This window comes from Microcoleus sp. B3-A4 (assembly GCF_036705385.1).
GTDB lineage: Bacteria > Cyanobacteriota > Cyanobacteriia > Cyanobacteriales > Microcoleaceae > Microcoleus.
Genome location: NZ_JAUBUI010000001.1, coordinates 199,096 through 214,492, shown reverse-complemented (window position 1 = coordinate 214,492; position 15,397 = coordinate 199,096). Strand labels below are relative to the sequence as shown.

General features: G+C 44.8%; 16 protein-coding genes. 9 read left to right on the top strand and 7 right to left on the bottom strand.

The genetic code is table 11. From position 1 onward, the window contains the following. Positions 1–58 precede the first annotated feature (58 nt). The 3 genes from QUB33_RS00990 to QUB33_RS00980 are packed head-to-tail and all read right to left on the bottom strand — an operon-like array spanning position 59 to position 1,574. Positions 59–526: a transaldolase family protein gene (locus QUB33_RS00990; RefSeq protein WP_333346259.1), complete on the bottom strand. Its 468-nt coding sequence runs from the start codon at positions 524–526 to the stop codon at positions 59–61. Positions 527–536: 10 nt separating this feature from the next. Further along, on the bottom strand, positions 537–725 hold the full coding sequence (locus QUB33_RS00985) for a hypothetical protein (protein ID WP_333346082.1): 189 nt from the start codon (positions 723–725) through the stop codon (positions 537–539). 6 nt (positions 726–731) lie between these two features. Beyond that, on the bottom strand, positions 732–1,574 hold the full coding sequence (locus QUB33_RS00980; protein ID WP_333346079.1) for a hypothetical protein: 843 nt from the start codon (positions 1,572–1,574) through the stop codon (positions 732–734). 383 nt (positions 1,575–1,957) lie between these two features. Here QUB33_RS00980 and QUB33_RS00975 point away from each other — a divergent pair, with 383 nt between their 5' ends. From QUB33_RS00975 to QUB33_RS00965, 3 genes are read left to right on the top strand one after another with little or no spacing between them, the layout of a single operon-like run. Continuing rightward, entirely contained in the window at positions 1,958–2,638 is a 681-nt protein-coding gene (locus tag QUB33_RS00975; protein ID WP_333346076.1) for an ADP-ribosylation factor-like protein, read from the top strand. Beyond that, positions 2,635–3,180, top strand: a complete 546-nt coding sequence (locus QUB33_RS00970) for a hypothetical protein (RefSeq protein WP_333346073.1) — start codon at positions 2,635–2,637, stop codon at positions 3,178–3,180. Before QUB33_RS00975 ends, QUB33_RS00970 begins: the two co-directional genes overlap by 4 nt. A 42-nt stretch (positions 3,181–3,222) precedes the next feature. Beyond that, positions 3,223–3,972, top strand: a complete 750-nt coding sequence (locus QUB33_RS00965; protein WP_333346070.1) for a hypothetical protein — start codon at positions 3,223–3,225, stop codon at positions 3,970–3,972. A 323-nt stretch (positions 3,973–4,295) separates the two neighbouring features. On the opposite strand, the gene QUB33_RS00960 is transcribed toward QUB33_RS00965, so the two are convergent. Beyond that, a complete protein-coding gene (locus QUB33_RS00960) occupies positions 4,296–4,895 on the bottom strand; it encodes a class I SAM-dependent methyltransferase (protein ID WP_333346067.1) in 600 nt (199 codons plus the stop codon). Positions 4,896–5,078: 183 nt separating this feature from the next. After that, the gene (locus tag QUB33_RS00955; RefSeq protein ID WP_333346064.1) at positions 5,079–5,756 is read right to left on the bottom strand and encodes a DUF2834 domain-containing protein; all 678 of its coding nucleotides are present in this window, start codon (positions 5,754–5,756) and stop codon (positions 5,079–5,081) included. Positions 5,757–6,008: 252 nt separating this feature from the next. On the opposite strand from QUB33_RS00955, the gene QUB33_RS00950 reads away from it, so the two are divergent. The 3 genes from QUB33_RS00950 to QUB33_RS00940 all read left to right on the top strand — a co-directional run bounded on the left by QUB33_RS00950 (position 6,009) and on the right by QUB33_RS00940 (position 8,567). Next, on the top strand, positions 6,009–7,172 hold the full coding sequence (locus QUB33_RS00950; RefSeq protein WP_333346061.1) for a baeRF3 domain-containing protein: 1,164 nt from the start codon (positions 6,009–6,011) through the stop codon (positions 7,170–7,172). A gap of 18 nt (positions 7,173–7,190) precedes the next feature. Beyond that, positions 7,191–7,883 carry an SRPBCC family protein gene (locus QUB33_RS00945; RefSeq protein WP_333346058.1) on the top strand — a complete coding sequence of 231 codons (693 nt, stop codon included), beginning with the start codon at positions 7,191–7,193 and terminating at the stop codon, positions 7,881–7,883. 309 nt (positions 7,884–8,192) lie between these two features. Further along, on the top strand, positions 8,193–8,567 hold the full coding sequence (locus QUB33_RS00940; protein ID WP_333346054.1) for a signal peptidase I: 375 nt from the start codon (positions 8,193–8,195) through the stop codon (positions 8,565–8,567). On the opposite strand, the gene galK is transcribed toward QUB33_RS00940, so the two are convergent. Beyond that, positions 8,557–9,636: a galactokinase gene (galK, locus tag QUB33_RS00935; protein ID WP_333346051.1), complete on the bottom strand. Its 1,080-nt coding sequence runs from the start codon at positions 9,634–9,636 to the stop codon at positions 8,557–8,559. The genes QUB33_RS00940 and galK overlap by 11 nt on opposite strands. A gap of 277 nt (positions 9,637–9,913) precedes the next feature. Here galK and rsmA point away from each other — a divergent pair, with 277 nt between their 5' ends. Both rsmA and QUB33_RS00925 read left to right on the top strand, forming a co-directional pair. Further along, positions 9,914–10,753, top strand: coding sequence for a 16S rRNA (adenine(1518)-N(6)/adenine(1519)-N(6))-dimethyltransferase RsmA (gene rsmA / locus QUB33_RS00930; RefSeq protein WP_333346048.1), 840 nt, complete (start codon positions 9,914–9,916; stop codon positions 10,751–10,753). Positions 10,754–11,062: 309 nt separating this feature from the next. After that, a protein-coding gene (locus tag QUB33_RS00925) for an IS5 family transposase (RefSeq protein WP_333346045.1) occupies positions 11,063–12,581 on the top strand; the annotation gives its coding sequence in 2 pieces (ribosomal slippage) (positions 11,063–11,386 and positions 11,388–12,581; 1,518 coding nt in all). Between the two features lie 66 nt (positions 12,582–12,647). On the opposite strand, the gene QUB33_RS00920 is transcribed toward QUB33_RS00925, so the two are convergent. Further along, a complete protein-coding gene (locus QUB33_RS00920; protein ID WP_333346042.1) occupies positions 12,648–14,201 on the bottom strand; it encodes an ATP-binding protein in 1,554 nt (517 codons plus the stop codon). A gap of 90 nt (positions 14,202–14,291) precedes the next feature. On the opposite strand from QUB33_RS00920, the gene ispE reads away from it, so the two are divergent. Continuing rightward, a complete protein-coding gene (gene ispE, locus QUB33_RS00915) occupies positions 14,292–15,269 on the top strand; it encodes a 4-(cytidine 5'-diphospho)-2-C-methyl-D-erythritol kinase (RefSeq protein WP_333346040.1) in 978 nt (325 codons plus the stop codon). Positions 15,270–15,397 lie beyond the last annotated feature (128 nt).

Below are 15,397 nucleotides of genomic sequence, written 5' to 3'. Positions count from 1 at the left end.
AAGTGGATGAATAACTGCATCTAAACGACCAATGGAGAAGCTGGTAAAACAAGCAATCTCACTCACAGATTCTTCTTATTTTCTCTAGAAGTGGATGAATAACTGCATCTAAACGACCAATGGAGAAGCTGGTAAAACAAGCAATCTCACTCACAGATTCTTCTTGCTGAATGAGGCTTTCTAGTCCTCGGAGATAAGCATCCCCTACTTGCTCGTAGGTTGTCTGAGAAAACACGAACGCTGCATTGACGTTAATACGATCGCAAATTAGTTCTGCAATCACCGGCAGCAGGATTTGAGCGGCTGGGATTCTGAGCATTAAATTACACCAGCCGACCGAATGCCAAAGGATTGGAGCTTCAGCGATCGCACTTTGGGCCTGCAATAGCGAGTGAGGAGGGAGATCGACTTGAACATAACCATATCGACCGCGAGTCTGAGAATAGGTTTGTTTCAGCAAGTCGGCTGCTAATTGTAGGTCTTGTCTGATTAAATAATCGTATTTATGCCCAGCGGATCGCTCGATATTTGGTTGGCTAGTGTACTGAAGTCGATCGCGTATTTCTTCGCTTCAATTGCAGCTTGCAAGCTTTGAAAGTTTGACAGCACCCCTCGTAGTCCATCGTCATCAATCTACGGCTGCAACTTAGTGTTGGTAATCCAACTTCGCTCAAAATCATCCAGCCTAACCGATTGTCCCCGTCGCCGCAGCGCCACAAATTCATATGATTTTAGGGAATGGGATATAGCCATTTGCGAAAGATTTGTGTTAAGCGCGGCATGATCAAATAGGTGAGCAATATAACAGTGAGGCCTGTGATCATCAGAGATGTGAGCAAGGCAGGAAGCCCTGATAGTAGCGGTACCAGCAAACGATTGAGAATAGAAATCGTACAAAACACTCCCAACCATGTAACTAACGCCATTTTGTAGCGAGGGGGTGGAGCCTTCATCGATTTATTGGGCAGCGTAAACCAGGTTTCCAATCCGGTCAGGGTTTGAATATCTTCTGGCCTTTCAATCAAGGGCTGCAATCGCTCAATCCACTCTCGCCGAACATCAGATTCTAGCCAGGCCTTGAGATTGTCGTAGCAATCGAACTTGAGAATGACCACATACTCAGGATGAGCGTGATGCTGGGGTCGAATAGTGCTGACACCCAGATGTCCCTTGAATTTTCGTGCATCTGCGGCGATGCCATGAAACCATGCTTCGTAACCTTCGTCGCGCCCCGGTTTCACTACATGAGAGATCACAGCGGTGACTAGATAGTTGTCTTCACTGGTATTGGTCGCCAACGGTTCTTCCAACATAGAATTTAGAGAATTAAGTGAGAGAAAAGTTTTATTCAGAACAACTATCCTAGAGACACCAAATTGCTCGGCAATTTTCGCCAGCAATTCTTGAAACAGAAGGGAGATTAACGAATGGGATAGCCAAGGTTGGGCATGAGAGGAAATGACTAAGAAGTCAATATCTTTGACTCGTAGTCGCAATCCTTTTGTTAATCGCATTCCCCTACCATAGAGTAAGCTGGTTACTAAGTCCTCGACCCCTTCAATATTACTTAACATTATTTTAACTTCTTGATCGGTTAAAACAACAGGTAAACGTCTCGTCCTTCTTGCTCGTTCGATATTGTCAATATTAGGGAGTAAGAAGGGGTTGACCTTTATCCGTAGTTTGCGGTATTATCATCTTATAAACGACTAAACGACATTGTACGGCAACTGCGATACTACAAGTTAGCGGGCTCTATTTAAAGTCCTTGCGATCGTCCTTCACAGTAGCCTGTTAGCCCGAAAGCTCCCAAGAGATTGTCTGTTAAGGCAGTAGCGAAGGGTGATCGCCCTAGGAACAATGCCCAAGAGGTTAAGATTGTTGGGATTTTAAGGTTACTTTGAGGGTTCGATTGCTGAGGGTATACTGAGAAAAAATTTATTTGAGGCTAACGTCTATGCCTTTGCCTTTTATCCCGATAGTTATAGCTCTTGCAGTAGGCGGGGTCGCTGGTGGAGCTGTTGTCGCCAACTTGGAAAACATCACATATGCACTCAAAGGTAAAAAGATTGCCGTTCTGGGTGCAAGGGCAGTTGGTAAAACTACTCTCCTAACATATATGGAAAAAGGTATTTTGATTGAGAGGTATAAGCAAACTCTCGATAAGCAAGAAATAGAGAGAACACGCATCAAACTTGGTGATTTAGATATTCTACTTAAAAAAACCGATGACGTTTCAGGTGATAAGGCTGCATATGGCGTATGGAAAAAGCTCTTTGACGAAGCTGACTTGGTTTTGTATGTTGTTAGAACGGATCTGCTACTAAAGCATGATTCAAGGGCAGAGGAACGTGCCGAAGATGATATGAGGCAGGTTCAGGGTTGGATCAACGAATGTAACTCAAAAAAACAATTTTTTATTGTTGGAAATCATTGGAACTCTGATCCTGACTTCAAAAATCTTACCCCCGATCAGATAGGTAATTATGTGGATCGCTTCAGGGCACTTCCAGTTGTGAAAAAAATGACTCAGCTTGCTGGAGGAGCGGCTACAGTAAAAGTTGCACTGGGGAGTTTAGCAACTGAAAAAGATTCAGACACTCTAATTGGACTTATTTTTCGGCAGGTTGAGAAATGACAGATTTATACTTCTGGGCGCAGAGCCTTGACAATCAAGCTCCTGATTTAATTTTCAAGAATGAAGAAGAGTTATCTGATGATGAGTCACGGCAAAAGCTTGTCTCAGAAATTTATGAAATTCCTAAAAGTAATATTGAGGTTTTGCCTGCTGATGCACCCGTTACTATTCGTTATAGCTATCCAAAGTTCGTAATAGAAGCTATTCCCACTGAAAAAGATACAATTAAGCGCCGTGCTCCTATCGTTATTTATGGAGAGTTACCGGATGATTTTTCAGAATATGGGGTTAAGGATGTGTATAATCGCATCGCGAGTGTTGTCTCAGACAAATTGAATAGAACTTTAGATGACAGCGCATTAGAAGCTATTCAAAATGGGTTATCTGAAATCTTAAAGAATAAAAACAGAAGATTCGCGATTCAACCTTTTCAGTCTAATCAAAAAGTTTCGTCGGTTAATAAACGGGCTCAAGATTTTGTACTAACTTTTAATATATGGAGACAACTATTGGGACAATTTTTTAATAAGATTAGAGGCTAAATTCCTTTTCAAAAACTATATTACAGAAATCGAGAAACAAATATGGCACTTGATGAAGTTCCACCTAAAAAGCGCAAAGCTATTCTAGTCATCTCACCCCATGAATTAGCCCGACTGGAATACACACCGGGAGGAAGCAACCTTCTTCTGAGTGAGCAAGTCTATCTTTTGGTTGCTTCAGATGTGACTACTGACGATATAGAAAAGAAATTAGATAGTAGTGGGATTCGAGAGCCAGGAACTTTACTAATTCAAAATCCTTATGACACATCTGATTACGTCATTTTTAATCAAGCCTCTTCAACTTTTGCACTAACTAAATATCTTCATTTCACTACTTTGTGTGGATTACTTGGTGCGCGAGAGGTCACGGTAGAACAAATCGAAGTCCAGACTTCAGCGGGTAAGCAAATATTTAAGGGTTCCATAGACAGTCCATATGCTGAGGGAAGCATTGATGCCGTGAACAAAACCTTTGAGGAAATACGTAATAAGATTAAGTTGCAAAGTAAATTTGGCGGTGGCGAACCAAATTTAGAAGAAGCCGAAGCTCATCTACGCCAGTATCACCTACTAAATGATATGTCTATGAAGTCCTTAATAGACCAACGTAGAGGCAAAAATCCAATCCAGAGCCGAGAACTTACTTTGAGCCTTAGTGAAGAGTCTAAAAGAAACCTTCAAGTGGTGGCTGACATAAAAATTCCCGTGTACGCTAATCTGCAAGCACAGGTTGAAAATATCACAAGGGAGATGTATGAGTTCACTTTGATGATCAGAGTAGAGTTTTAGTAGATCTAAACTCACGCGGTAGCTCCACCAGCTAAGAAGTCGCTGCACCGGAACGTATAAAGTTATCTGTGAACTTTTAAGCTTATCTGCGTCCGGTGAGCTTGATCGTTCTCTCGTAAACGCTGCCTGACCTTGGAGATGATTGGGAATCTCGATCAAGAGTGTCAAATCAAAGCCCCTAATGCTCTCAGAGCCGATTTCTGAGCATTCCTCAATCCCGTTGCGCCTTGAATATTCATGCCTTCATACACCGGATCGCCCATCAACATCTTAATACAGCGCCCAGTTGCGACATCCCACAGCTTAATCGTACGAATGATAAATTAGGTCTTTTGGGCAATCATACAAACATGATTTTCAGGATACTGGTCATATTCGAGATGGCGGCAGGTGCAATGATGCTCAACCAGAATTTGCAGGAAAGTATCTACACCCAAAGTGCTGTAATCAAAGTCTTGACCTTGAAATGCTCCCGAAACCTCGCTGCTTGTATGTCCGCCGCCACAAGTGACCAGGAGCACTCCATTGGGTTCAAGCGCATCGCATAGCTTTTGTATCACAGGCGATTGCTTGTTGATTGGCAGATGAAATGTGCTATCCCACGCTGCAATCAGGCTGTAAAGTTTCGGCGGCAGCCAATCACAAATGTCTTCCCGGTAAAACGTGATTTCTGGATGTAGCCGCTGGGCTAAATCGATCATTTCGCTAGAAATATCAAGTCCTTCAGGCTCAAATCCATGCTGGGATAAACTGTTAATAAAAAGTCCGCTGCTTCCACACCCGACATCAAGTGCTGCGTGCTGCTTAGAAGTAAATTTGATCGCCCGTTCTAATTGGGCAATCCCGTAGGTTGAATCTTGATGCTCAGTTTGCCACCATTGGGCAATTCGGTCGTAGCGGGCCGATGTATCATTTGGCTCCATAGAGTGACCTCATAAGTGTCGAGCGAGATTTTCAGGACAATTAAAATCTTTCTCCACGCTACGCACAGACTACACCAAGGCCCTTAACGCTTTCGTTGGAGAGGCAGGCATGAGCAGACGAGAAGGAAATAAACTTTACTCCTATATCATTAAATCTTGAACACTACCAAATTTTTCAATGTTTCAATTTCGGGCTGTTAGTGGGAAAGTAGGGATTTCGGTTGCAGATTCTGGCAGAGGGGGGCGCAGACAAAGATAAACTAGCGGCCCTAACAGCGGAACTAGAGACACTGCCCAAAAAATGCGATCGTCCGAGAGTCCGCGGCGTGCCATGTCGTCTCCCAGAAGTGAGGGAAATATTACAGCCATCAAGCAACAATCCCAAGTTATTAAATGCACAAAAGGAATTGATTGCCACTGCCTGACATAATCTCCCCAATCTCCATTTAACCAAGCCCAAGCTAACAGCCAGATAGTAGTTAGTAAAAGTACAATCCCTGTCCAGCGGGAGTCTGATATTTTGATCAACATATCTTTGCGGCCGGAAAATTGTGGCTGGGGCTGGCGGAGGAGTAAGTAGGGAATTAAGCCGATGATGCCGGCGCCGTTAGAAGCGAGGAAAGCAGGCCAAGCGGATATATTTTGGGTTTTCTCATCAATAAATAGGAGGCAAGCGTAGACCATCGGCCAGACTCCCATAAGAGCGAATATGGTGACAAGGTAGGGGTTAATTCCTTCTAGCTGCAACTTGAGCATTTTTTCCATAACTGTTAACGTTCCGGGCCGATCGAGAGGAGCTAGCAGCAAGGTGTAGGCAATAAATGTTGCCCACAGCAACCCCAGAAACATTTTTGTTTTCATCAGATATAACGAGTAGTGGAACCCGACTAAACTAAATTATGGTAAAGTAGCGGCCGAGTTAGCGCCGTCTATCTTAGGTGATAAGCAGTTCGATTGGAACAGCCGCTGCAAACCCCGTTTTAGTTCGGGGATGAAATGCTCTACAGCAGCCGATCCTTACTTTAGGCAGACGCAGGGGCCACGTCAGGAGAGATACATTTTAAAGAATCGGTTGTTTTCATTACATAACCCCTTAGCAAAGGAGTTTCAGCGGTGAACTTAATATCTGTAGAGGAACTCAAAGCGCTGGTACAACAATCTCCTGGATTGTGCGTCTCTATTTATATGCCAGTCGCTCAAGGAACAGAAATTCAACAAAATCCGATTCTGTTCAAAAATTTAATCAGAGAGGCTGAAGACAAAATTGTAGAGTACGGATTTGACAAAAAAGAAGCTGCTCAATTGCTAGAGCCAGTCCGAGCAGAAATTGACCAGGAAAACTTTTGGGAAAATCAAAGCAACCTGCTGGCGATTTTTGTCGGTTCGGGATTTTTCCGCTACTATACCTGTCCGGTGGATTTTGAGGAATTAGTGGTTGTGAGCGACAACTTTCACGTCAAACCGCTGATGCCTATGCTGACGGGAAATAATTTATTTTATGTTTTAGCCCTCAGTAAAAAGGAAGTGAGGCTGATTGAGTGTACGGCTTACAGTGCTCGGGAGGTTGAAGTTGAAAACTTGCCGAAAAGCCTTGAGGAGGCTCTGCAATATGACCCGACTGCTAAAGATGGTCAGTTTCGGATTGCTACTTCAAAAGGAGGCACTAATAATTCTTTTCAGCAGCCGGGAAGTTTTCACGGTCAAGGAAGTCCGGACCGAGATGAGCCCCAGCAGGAAATTTTGCAGTATTTCCACATAATTGATGGGGCGCTGCACAAATATTTGCACAATAAAAAAGCTCCTTTAGTGTTAGCTGGAGTTGAGTATTTGCTCCCGCTTTACCGAGAAGCCAATACCTACCCGCATTTAGTTGAAGAAGGAATTACAGGCAATCAGAAACTTCTGAAGCCGGAAGAGTTGCGGGCTGAAGCTTTGCCGCTAGTGGAACCCTTGTTTTTGCAGGCTCAGTCAGAGGCGATCGCACAATACCACGATCTGACAGGAAGCGATAAAATTTCTGCTGATTTGAAAGAATCTGTTTCGGCTGCTTATTTTGGACGTGTCGATCGACTTTTTGTTGCTCTTGGCGTTCAGCAGTGGGGTAGTTTTAATCCCGAGACGAACTCGGTGCAAATCCACCCAGATGCAGAATTGGGCGACGAAGATTTGTTGAATGCGGCAGCAATTCAAACTATTCTAAACGGCGGAACTGTTTACGCGATGCCGCCGGAACAAGTCCCGGCCGAGGCGCCTTTAGCTGCTATTTTCCGCTATTAATTTACCAGGTTTAAACCAATGGAATCTACTTCAATGACAAATTCCGACAAACAAAACCAAAGTAGCAGCGGCGATACCGAACGCTGGGCATCTTTAATTGGTGGCGGGGCGCTGGTGCTTTTTGGCTTGTCGCAGCGTTCTTTGAGAGGTGCTTTGCTGGCCGTTGCGGGCGGCGGTTTAGCGGCCCGTGGCCTGGGGGTTGTGGAGGGCTTGCAGTCGGCTGCAGATCCGAATCAAAGCATTAAAGTTGAAAAGACGGTGACGATCGACAAACCGGCTGATGAATTGTACCGTGTATGGCGCAATTTTGAAAATTTGCCTCGGTTTATGAAGCATCTCAAACACGTTACGGTCATCGATGAAAAACGTTCTCACTGGATTGCCAGCGCGCCGATGGGCAACAGTGTGGAATGGGATGCAGAGATTGTCCGCGAAGAAGAAAATCGCTTAATTGCTTGGGCGTCTGTTGAAGGAGCTGATGTTGACAATTCTGGCTTTGTGCGTTTTCACCCGGCATCAGCGGGACGCGGTACGGAGGTAAAAGTTGTCATCGAATACAACCCTCCGGGCGGTGCAATTGGTGCTGGTGCTGCTAAACTATTTGGCGAAGCTCCCGAACAGCAAATTGCCAATGATTTACGTCGCTTTAAGCAGTTGATGGAAGCTGGGGAAATAGCGACTACGGAAGGTCAACCTTCGGGCCGCAAGTAATAAGTTACATGGTGTCTCCGGATCTAGCTAACATCTTGCATTATTCTCAGAACAGGCAAGATGCCTGTTCCACAAAGAATTAATTTATTGTGGGGTGGGCATCCTGCCCGCCCCTCAACAGCTTATTGAAAATGGTGCAAGATGTCAGATATAACTAACATCTTGCACCATTCTCAGAACAGGCAAGATGCCTGTTCCACAAAGAGTCAATTTCTTGTGGGGTGGGCATCCTGCCCGCCCATAAAAAGCTTATGGAAAACGGTGCAAGATGTCAGATTTAACCATCTTTGTTGTTTACCTGATTAGCTGATGTCATCTCAAGTGGTTTTCGGAAATGCGGGCGCTGAAGGTGCAAGTCGGGGCGGTTGGTTTGCGGGTCACTTTATGACGCCTGAAGATGACCCGCGATCGACTTCTGTTTTAGAGGTAAAATGGGGCACTCACCCCGCCGGAGATTGTAGGACTCAGTGGGCGGTAAATGCGGAAGCCACGACGCTTTCTATCCTGGTAAAAGGGCGGTTTCGCCTGCAATTTCCAGAGCAAGAAATCTTGCTGTCTCGCGAAGGAGATTATGCTCTCTGGCTGCCGGGAGTGCCTCATTATTGGTCTGCCGAGGAGGATTCGGTGATCGTGACTGTGCGGTGGCCTTCCCTGTCGGGAGATAGTTCTGGAGTTAAGAAGTAACTTTAACTTCAGGAACCAAAACGCGGCCGCTATAACCTGCGCGCTGGTAGCGATCGATCGCCTCGGATGCGATCGCACCCGCTTTCCCACTCTCCACCAAGGCTACGCAAGCACCGCCAAAACCTCCGCCCGTCAGCCTTGCGCCGAAGACTCCGGGGATTGACTGCAAGATTGCCGCCAGCGTGTCTACTGCCGGCACCGAAACTTCGTAGTCGTCGCGCTGACTGGCATGGGAAGCATTCATTAACTCGCCAAAACGTTTTGCTGGCAAAGATTTTACCGCTTCTAGCACGCGGTTGTTTTCGGTAACGACGTGCCGCGCTCGCCTTCTGAGGGGTTCCGGTAATACTTCGACAGCTTGGGGGTCGGCGATATCCCTGAGAGCTTTAACTCCCAATATCCGCGCGGATTCCTCGCACTCGGCGCGTCGCTGATTGTAGCCGCTTCCTGCGGCCAGCTCGTGGCTTTCGCCACTGTCAATTATTAAAATTTCTGTGTTTGTGGGAAAAGGTATCGGCCGGCATTCGAGGCTCCGGGTGTCGATCAATAGCATGGTGTTGGTGTCTGCTAAACTCGACGCCATTTGATCCATGATGCCGCAGTTCAAGCCGGCATACCGGATTTCGACTTGCTGTCCGATTTGAGCTAGGCGCACATCGTCTAGGGGGAGGTTCAGCAGCGCGCGCAGTCCTCTGAGGGTGGCTATTTCTAAAGCGGCGCTGCTGGACAAACCGGCTCCGATGGGCACAGTCGAGGTAATGTAGAGATTTATTGGCGGTATTTTGTATCCTTCTTTTTCTACAAGTCTCAGGCAGCCACAGATATAACTGACGAATTTTTGCGGTATGGTATCTTCGTCTGAATAATTTATGAGTTCGTCATATTCTGCTGAATAAAAATGGTGTCGATCGTCACTGCTGAAGCCGATTTGTACTGTTGTGCGCTGGGGAATCGCAGTTGGAAGTACAAATCCATCGTTGTAGTCTGTGTGTTCGCCCAGCAGGTTTACTCGGCCGGGGGCGCTGGCTGTGGTTTTGGGTAATGTACCAAATACTCGTTGGAATTTCATTTTTGGGGAAGTGGTAATTGGTTCTTGGTTATTTGTTATTGGTTATTTCTTATTGGTTATTTGGAAAAACAGCTATCCGTGTCTCCGTGACTTAGGTGTTGTGCTGTTGGTAATTGGGAAGAAATAAATTTATTTTTTATCCTTTGTCCTTATTATAGTGCCCAATTTTTTTGGTTAATTCAACCCCTGTTAACAAAAATAAACATCAGCGTAGGTTGGGAAAAGATATTGAGCTGTGATAGAATGACAGGCTAAGATTTCTCCAAAAATTCAAAAAATGCGATCGACCAGACCCCGAAAACAGTTTGCTCAACATTGGCTCAAAAGCGAGAAAGCCTTAGATAAGATTGTGAAAGCGGCTTCTTTGGATCGCGATCGCGTCCTGGAAATTGGGCCGGGCACGGGGATTTTGACTCGACGCTTGCTGCCTGCGGCTGAGTCTGTTGTTGCTGTGGAGATTGATCGAGATTTGTGTCTCAAGCTAGCCAAACAACTCGGCAAAACCGACAATTTTTTACTGCTGCAAGGCGACATCCTGGAAATGGACTTAGAGGCGGAACTAACGGCTTTTCCCAAATTCCAAAATCCCAATAAAGTTGTTGCCAATATTCCTTATAATATCACCGGCCCGATTCTGCAAAAACTGCTGGGAACGATATCTGTTCCTGCTGCTAAACCCTTCGATTCGATCGTGCTGTTAGTGCAGAAAGAAGTGGCCCAAAGGCTTTACGCTAAACCGGGCTCGACAGCTTTTGGCGCGCTGTCGGTGCGGGTGCAATATTTAGCAGAATGCGAGTTAATTTGCGATGTGCCGTCTAAAGACTTTTTTCCGCCGCCAAAAGTCGATTCTGCTGTGGTGCGGCTGCTTCCCAGACAGATAGAAACTGCGGCGGTTAATCCGCGCTATTTGGAGAATTTAGTTAAGTTGGGATTTGGTAGCAAGCGCAAGATGCTGCGAAATAATTTGAAAGGGGCTGTGGACTTAGATAAACTGGTTCAACTGTTAGAAGAGTTACAGGTAAATCCTCAATCTCGCGCAGAAGATTTAAGCGTGGCTCAATGGGTAAGTTTGAGTAATAATATTATCTCCAGTCAGACAAATCTTAATAATTTTTAGTTAGGTATTCAGTCCTCTAGCTATTGAATAAAGACTCTAAGGCCTGAATATAAACAGCTTTTTTACCGATCATCCACAGGACTGGATATAGTTTTTTATCTCAAAGTAGGTCGGTGCAATACGAAGTTTGATACAGCCATAAACTTACATTAAGTAATGTTGAGGTGGGAAGAGTTATCCGATATTTAGGGCTTGCTGAATAATCTATCGCACTTTACGTGGTCTGGGTTAAGAGAGCGTGCGATCGAGAGTAAAGTGCAAGATAAATAGGTAGAATAGGTCAAAAGCCTTGCATCACCACCTGCGATCGTGTACAAAAAAACTGAGCTTGCCCCAAGTCCCCCATCCGAGTTTGAACTGCCTTTCGGAGGAAGGTTGTCAGCAGATAACCGTTGGGTAAGAATAGCCCAAATAATCCCGTGGGATGAATTTGAATCAGAATATGCGGCCAACTTCCCCACAGAAAAGGGGGCACCAGCTAAATCCTTTCGGATGGCATTGGGGGCATTAATTATTAAAGAAAAATTAGGACTTAGCGATCGCGAAACAGTAGAACAGATCCGCGAAAACCCCTATCTGCAATACTTCATCGGTCAATCAAGCTACAGCAATGAACTACCATTTGACCCATCACCCCGCCGTACATTTTCGGCAACGAATCAGTCCCAACCTAATTAATAAAGTGAACGAACGCATGGTTGAAAAAATGCGAGACATCACGCCTGTCAAACCAGAAAAAAAAAAGGATTCGGACGCCAAAAATGAGTCACCCAATCGCGGTAAGTTGATCGTAGATGCAACCTGCGCCCCAGCCGACATTAGTTATCCGACCGACTTAGGACTATTAAACAGAGCCAGAGTTCATACAGAAAAAATTATAGACATTCTGTATAAACAAATCAAAGAAAAAACCCCTAAAAAACCAAGAACCTACCGTAATATAGCCAAAAAAGACTACTTAGCAGTAGCGAAACAAAGACGACCCACACGCAACAAAAGAAGACAGGCAATTAAAAAACAACTTCAATATATCAAAAGAAACTTAGCTCATATTGAACAGCTAATCGATTCAGGTGCGACCCTAGAAAATTTGAACAAACAGCAATATAAAACCTTGCTAGTCCTCACAGAAGTCACTCGCCAACAACAGTGGTTATTTGATAACAATAAACAGAGCATTGAGGATAGAATAGTAAGTTTAAGCCAACCCCACATTCGTCCTATTGTCAGAGGAAAAGCAGGAAAAAGGGTAGAGTTTGGAGCTAAACTATCGGCCAGTTGTTTTGAAGGATATGTATTTTTAGACCGGATGAGCTGGGATAGTTTTAACGAATCAGGGGACTTAAAAGCCCAAGTAGAAGCTTATTATAGATTCACGGGATACTATCCAGAGTCAGTTCATGCAGATCGCATTTACCGAAATCGGGAAAACCGAGCATGGTGTAAAGAAAAAGGAATTAGAATCAGTGGACCTCCTTTAGGAAGACCTCCAGCAAATGTGAGTAAAGCAAAAAAGAAGCAAGCTTTAGAAGATGAAAGAATTAGAAATGCAATCGAGGGCAAATTTGGGCAAGGAAAACGAAGATTCGGTCTCAATCGAGTGATGGCAAAACTTGATAATACATCTGCTACAGTTATTGCAATTACTTTTTTGGTCATCAACCTTACTACCTGGTGGCGCCGGGTTTTTTGTGTGTTTTTATATTTATTTGGAAAAAGAACACCTGTTTTTGGGTGGAAGATAATCTACCATTATATTTGGTGGAATCGATACAGAAAAAACTTATATTTAACCCAGCTTTCAGATATCGTGAGCTCCTGTTCTTAGTTTGCGATCAATTATTCAGCAAGCCCTATTTAGTGCCACGGCATCGGGAATTTTGGGCAGTTAAATTTAGGTCTTTTGTGCATTTTTTAAGGTGTATTCTAGGGTCATAGGAATTTTAATAATAAATTCCGTTCCTTTCCCTGGTGCAGAAATACACTGCAATTCGCCTAGATGTCTTACGGTGATAATTTGATAGCCGATGGATAAACCCAATCCCATGCCTTTCCCTACTGGTTTAGTGGTAAAAAAGGGATTAAATAAGTGCTTTATCACCGATTCAGTTATTTCGGGGCCGTTGTTGCTAATTCTGATTTCTACCATTTCACTGTCTAAAAGTTTTGTAGAAATTTTGATGAGGCGGGGATTAGCTTCATTGGCGGCAATCGACTCGCTATGACTGTCTTCTTCTAAAGCATCAATAGCATTAGCCAGGATATTCATAAACGCTTGATTTAGCTGTCCGGGATAGCACTCTATTTTCGGTAAAGTGCCATATTCTTTGATAACTTGAATGCTCGACAAACCTGGCTGAGCATTCAATCGACTTTGCAAAATCATCAGTGTACTGTCAATTCCTTCATGAATATTGGCTAATTTCCTTTCTGCTTCGTCATGGCGAGCAAAAATTCGCAGCGACTTGACAATACCGAGAATGCGCTCGGCGCCGTTTTTCAGAGAAAGTAATATTTCTGGCAGGTCAGATATGAGAAAATCTAAATCTACAGACTTGAGTTTTTCTTTAACTTGGGGTAAGGGATTTGGATACTGCTCTTGATAAATATTGAGCAGGTCTAACAAAGTCTCGGTATACTCGCGAACGTAAGTAACATTGCCGTAAATAAAGTTAATGGGATTGTTGATTTCATGAGCAACCCCAGCGACCAATTGCCCCAAAGATGACATTTTTTCGCTATGAATTAGCTGGGATTGAGCCTGCTTCAATTCAGACAAGGCTTGTTCGAGCTGTTGAGTTTGAGATTTTAACTCTGCGGTGCGTTCTTCAACTCGATTTTCTAATTCTTCTTTAGCTTTTTGTAGTGCAGCTTCGGCTAATTGGCGATCGACAATTTCCGATGCTAGGAGTCGGTTGGCGAATTCTAAATGTTGAGTTTGAGACTTTAACTCTGCGGTGCGTTCCTCAACTCTAATTTCTAATTCTTCTTTAGCTTTTTGTAGTGCCACTTCTGCTAATTGGCGATCGACAATTTCCGCTTCTAGGAGTCGGTTGGCGAATTCTAACTGTGCAGGACTGGCAAGTGCTAGGGCTTGAGGGATTAAGTCTACCAAAAGTATGGCTGTAGCAAAGGAAATAACGGCAGTAATTGCTTTCATTGTTCCTGAAAGCCAATAGGTAGGATGCCAAAGCGTCCAGACTTCAAATATGTGAGTGATCCCGCAGGCGACGATAAAGCCTCCAAACATGGCAAAGATCCAGTCAAAGGGCAAATCTTCGCGTTTGGAAATAAAATAAATCAGTGTAATCGGGATAGAGAAATACGCTAGTGCAATGATCGAATCTGAGGCAACGTGAAGCCAGACTAACGGGGTCTGCCAGAGATAGCAGTGACCGTGAGGAATAAATGACCCGGAACTAAAAAAAGTTTTCCACATTTCCTGCATAATTTTTCCTTTGAGTTGTGAGAAAATGGACGGGGACTGGTGTCAATTAATTTCAACCAGGGGTTTCTTTCACCTGCGGCTTAATCACCTATGCGTTCATATTCTCTGCTAGCTTCAGCAAAAATCAATCTGTATCTGGAAATCATAGGCGATCGCCCCGACGGATATCACGAACTGGCGATGGTACTTCAAAGCATAGATTTAGCCGATCGAATTGACTTGCGCGCGATCGGTACGGACACGATTCGCGTGCGCTGCGATCACCCCCAAGTCCCTCCCGATAAGAATAACCTGGCCTACCGGGCGGCGGATTTGTTGGCGAAGCAATTCCCCGATGCTTTGGCGAAATACGGCGGAGTCGAAATTGCCATTCACAAGCAGATTCCAGTGGCGGCGGGGCTTGCCGGCGGTTCGGCCAATGCGGCTGCGGTTTTAGTCGGGATGGATTTGCTGTGGCAATTGGGACTTACTCAGTCGGAGTTGCAAGAGTTGGGGGGAACTTTGGGTTCGGATGTGCCTTTTTGCATTGCTGGAGGTACGGCTTTGGCAACTGGTCGCGGAGATAAACTGTCGCCGCTACCTGATTTGGGCGGCTTTTTTGTGGTGTTGGCAAAGTACCGCAACCTCAGTATTTCTAGCGCATGGGCGTATCAAACTTATCGCCAGCAATTCAGTAGTTCCTATTGTGCAGCTGCAGATTTGGACTGCCGCCGGGAACGGCTGCATTCGGGCCCGATGGTGGGGGCGATCGCCCAAAAAGATCGATCGAAAATTGGTCAATTGCTACACAACGATTTAGAAAAAGTTGCTTTGCCCGTGTACCCGCAGGTGTTGCAGTTGCGGCAGGCTTTTGAGTCGGCGGGGGCTTTGGGAACGATGATGTCGGGTTCCGGGCCGACGGTGTTTGCGCTGGCCGAGTCTTCAGAGCAGGCTCAGCAAGTTATGGAACGGGTTAAAACTGCGATCGCTTCTCCAGATTTGGATTTTTGGGTAGCACAGTTTAGCAATACTGGAATTCAGATTTTTTCGGAGGGAAACGAGACGAAACCGCCGATTTCGAGGGTGTAACTCGAAGAGATTGCGATCGCCATCGCCCGTTAAAGGTGTCTAACAGGCGAGGGTCAAGATTAATCTAACTTTTCGCAGAGTCTATTGAGATCGAAGAACTGATAAAATGTCATGCAACACCGATTTTA

Coding starts and splice junctions, on each gene's coding strand:
- ispE (WP_333346040.1), top strand. CDS start 14,292: ATGCGTTCATATTCTCTGCTAGCTTCAGCAAAAATCAATCTGTATCTG.
- QUB33_RS00955 (WP_333346064.1), bottom strand. CDS start 5,756: ATGAAAACAAAAATGTTTCTGGGGTTGCTGTGGGCAACATTTATTGCC.
- QUB33_RS00965 (WP_333346070.1), top strand. CDS start 3,223: ATGGCACTTGATGAAGTTCCACCTAAAAAGCGCAAAGCTATTCTAGTC.
- galK (WP_333346051.1), bottom strand. CDS start 9,636: ATGAAATTCCAACGAGTATTTGGTACATTACCCAAAACCACAGCCAGC.
- QUB33_RS00970 (WP_333346073.1), top strand. CDS start 2,635: ATGACAGATTTATACTTCTGGGCGCAGAGCCTTGACAATCAAGCTCCT.
- QUB33_RS00945 (WP_333346058.1), top strand. CDS start 7,191: ATGGAATCTACTTCAATGACAAATTCCGACAAACAAAACCAAAGTAGC.
- QUB33_RS00940 (WP_333346054.1), top strand. CDS start 8,193: ATGTCATCTCAAGTGGTTTTCGGAAATGCGGGCGCTGAAGGTGCAAGT.
- QUB33_RS00960 (WP_333346067.1), bottom strand. CDS start 4,895: ATGGAGCCAAATGATACATCGGCCCGCTACGACCGAATTGCCCAATGG.
- QUB33_RS00980 (WP_333346079.1), bottom strand. CDS start 1,574: ATGTTAAGTAATATTGAAGGGGTCGAGGACTTAGTAACCAGCTTACTC.
- QUB33_RS00920 (WP_333346042.1), bottom strand. CDS start 14,201: ATGCAGGAAATGTGGAAAACTTTTTTTAGTTCCGGGTCATTTATTCCT.
- QUB33_RS00975 (WP_333346076.1), top strand. CDS start 1,958: ATGCCTTTGCCTTTTATCCCGATAGTTATAGCTCTTGCAGTAGGCGGG.
- rsmA (WP_333346048.1), top strand. CDS start 9,914: ATGCGATCGACCAGACCCCGAAAACAGTTTGCTCAACATTGGCTCAAA.
- QUB33_RS00985 (WP_333346082.1), bottom strand. CDS start 725: ATGAATTTGTGGCGCTGCGGCGACGGGGACAATCGGTTAGGCTGGATG.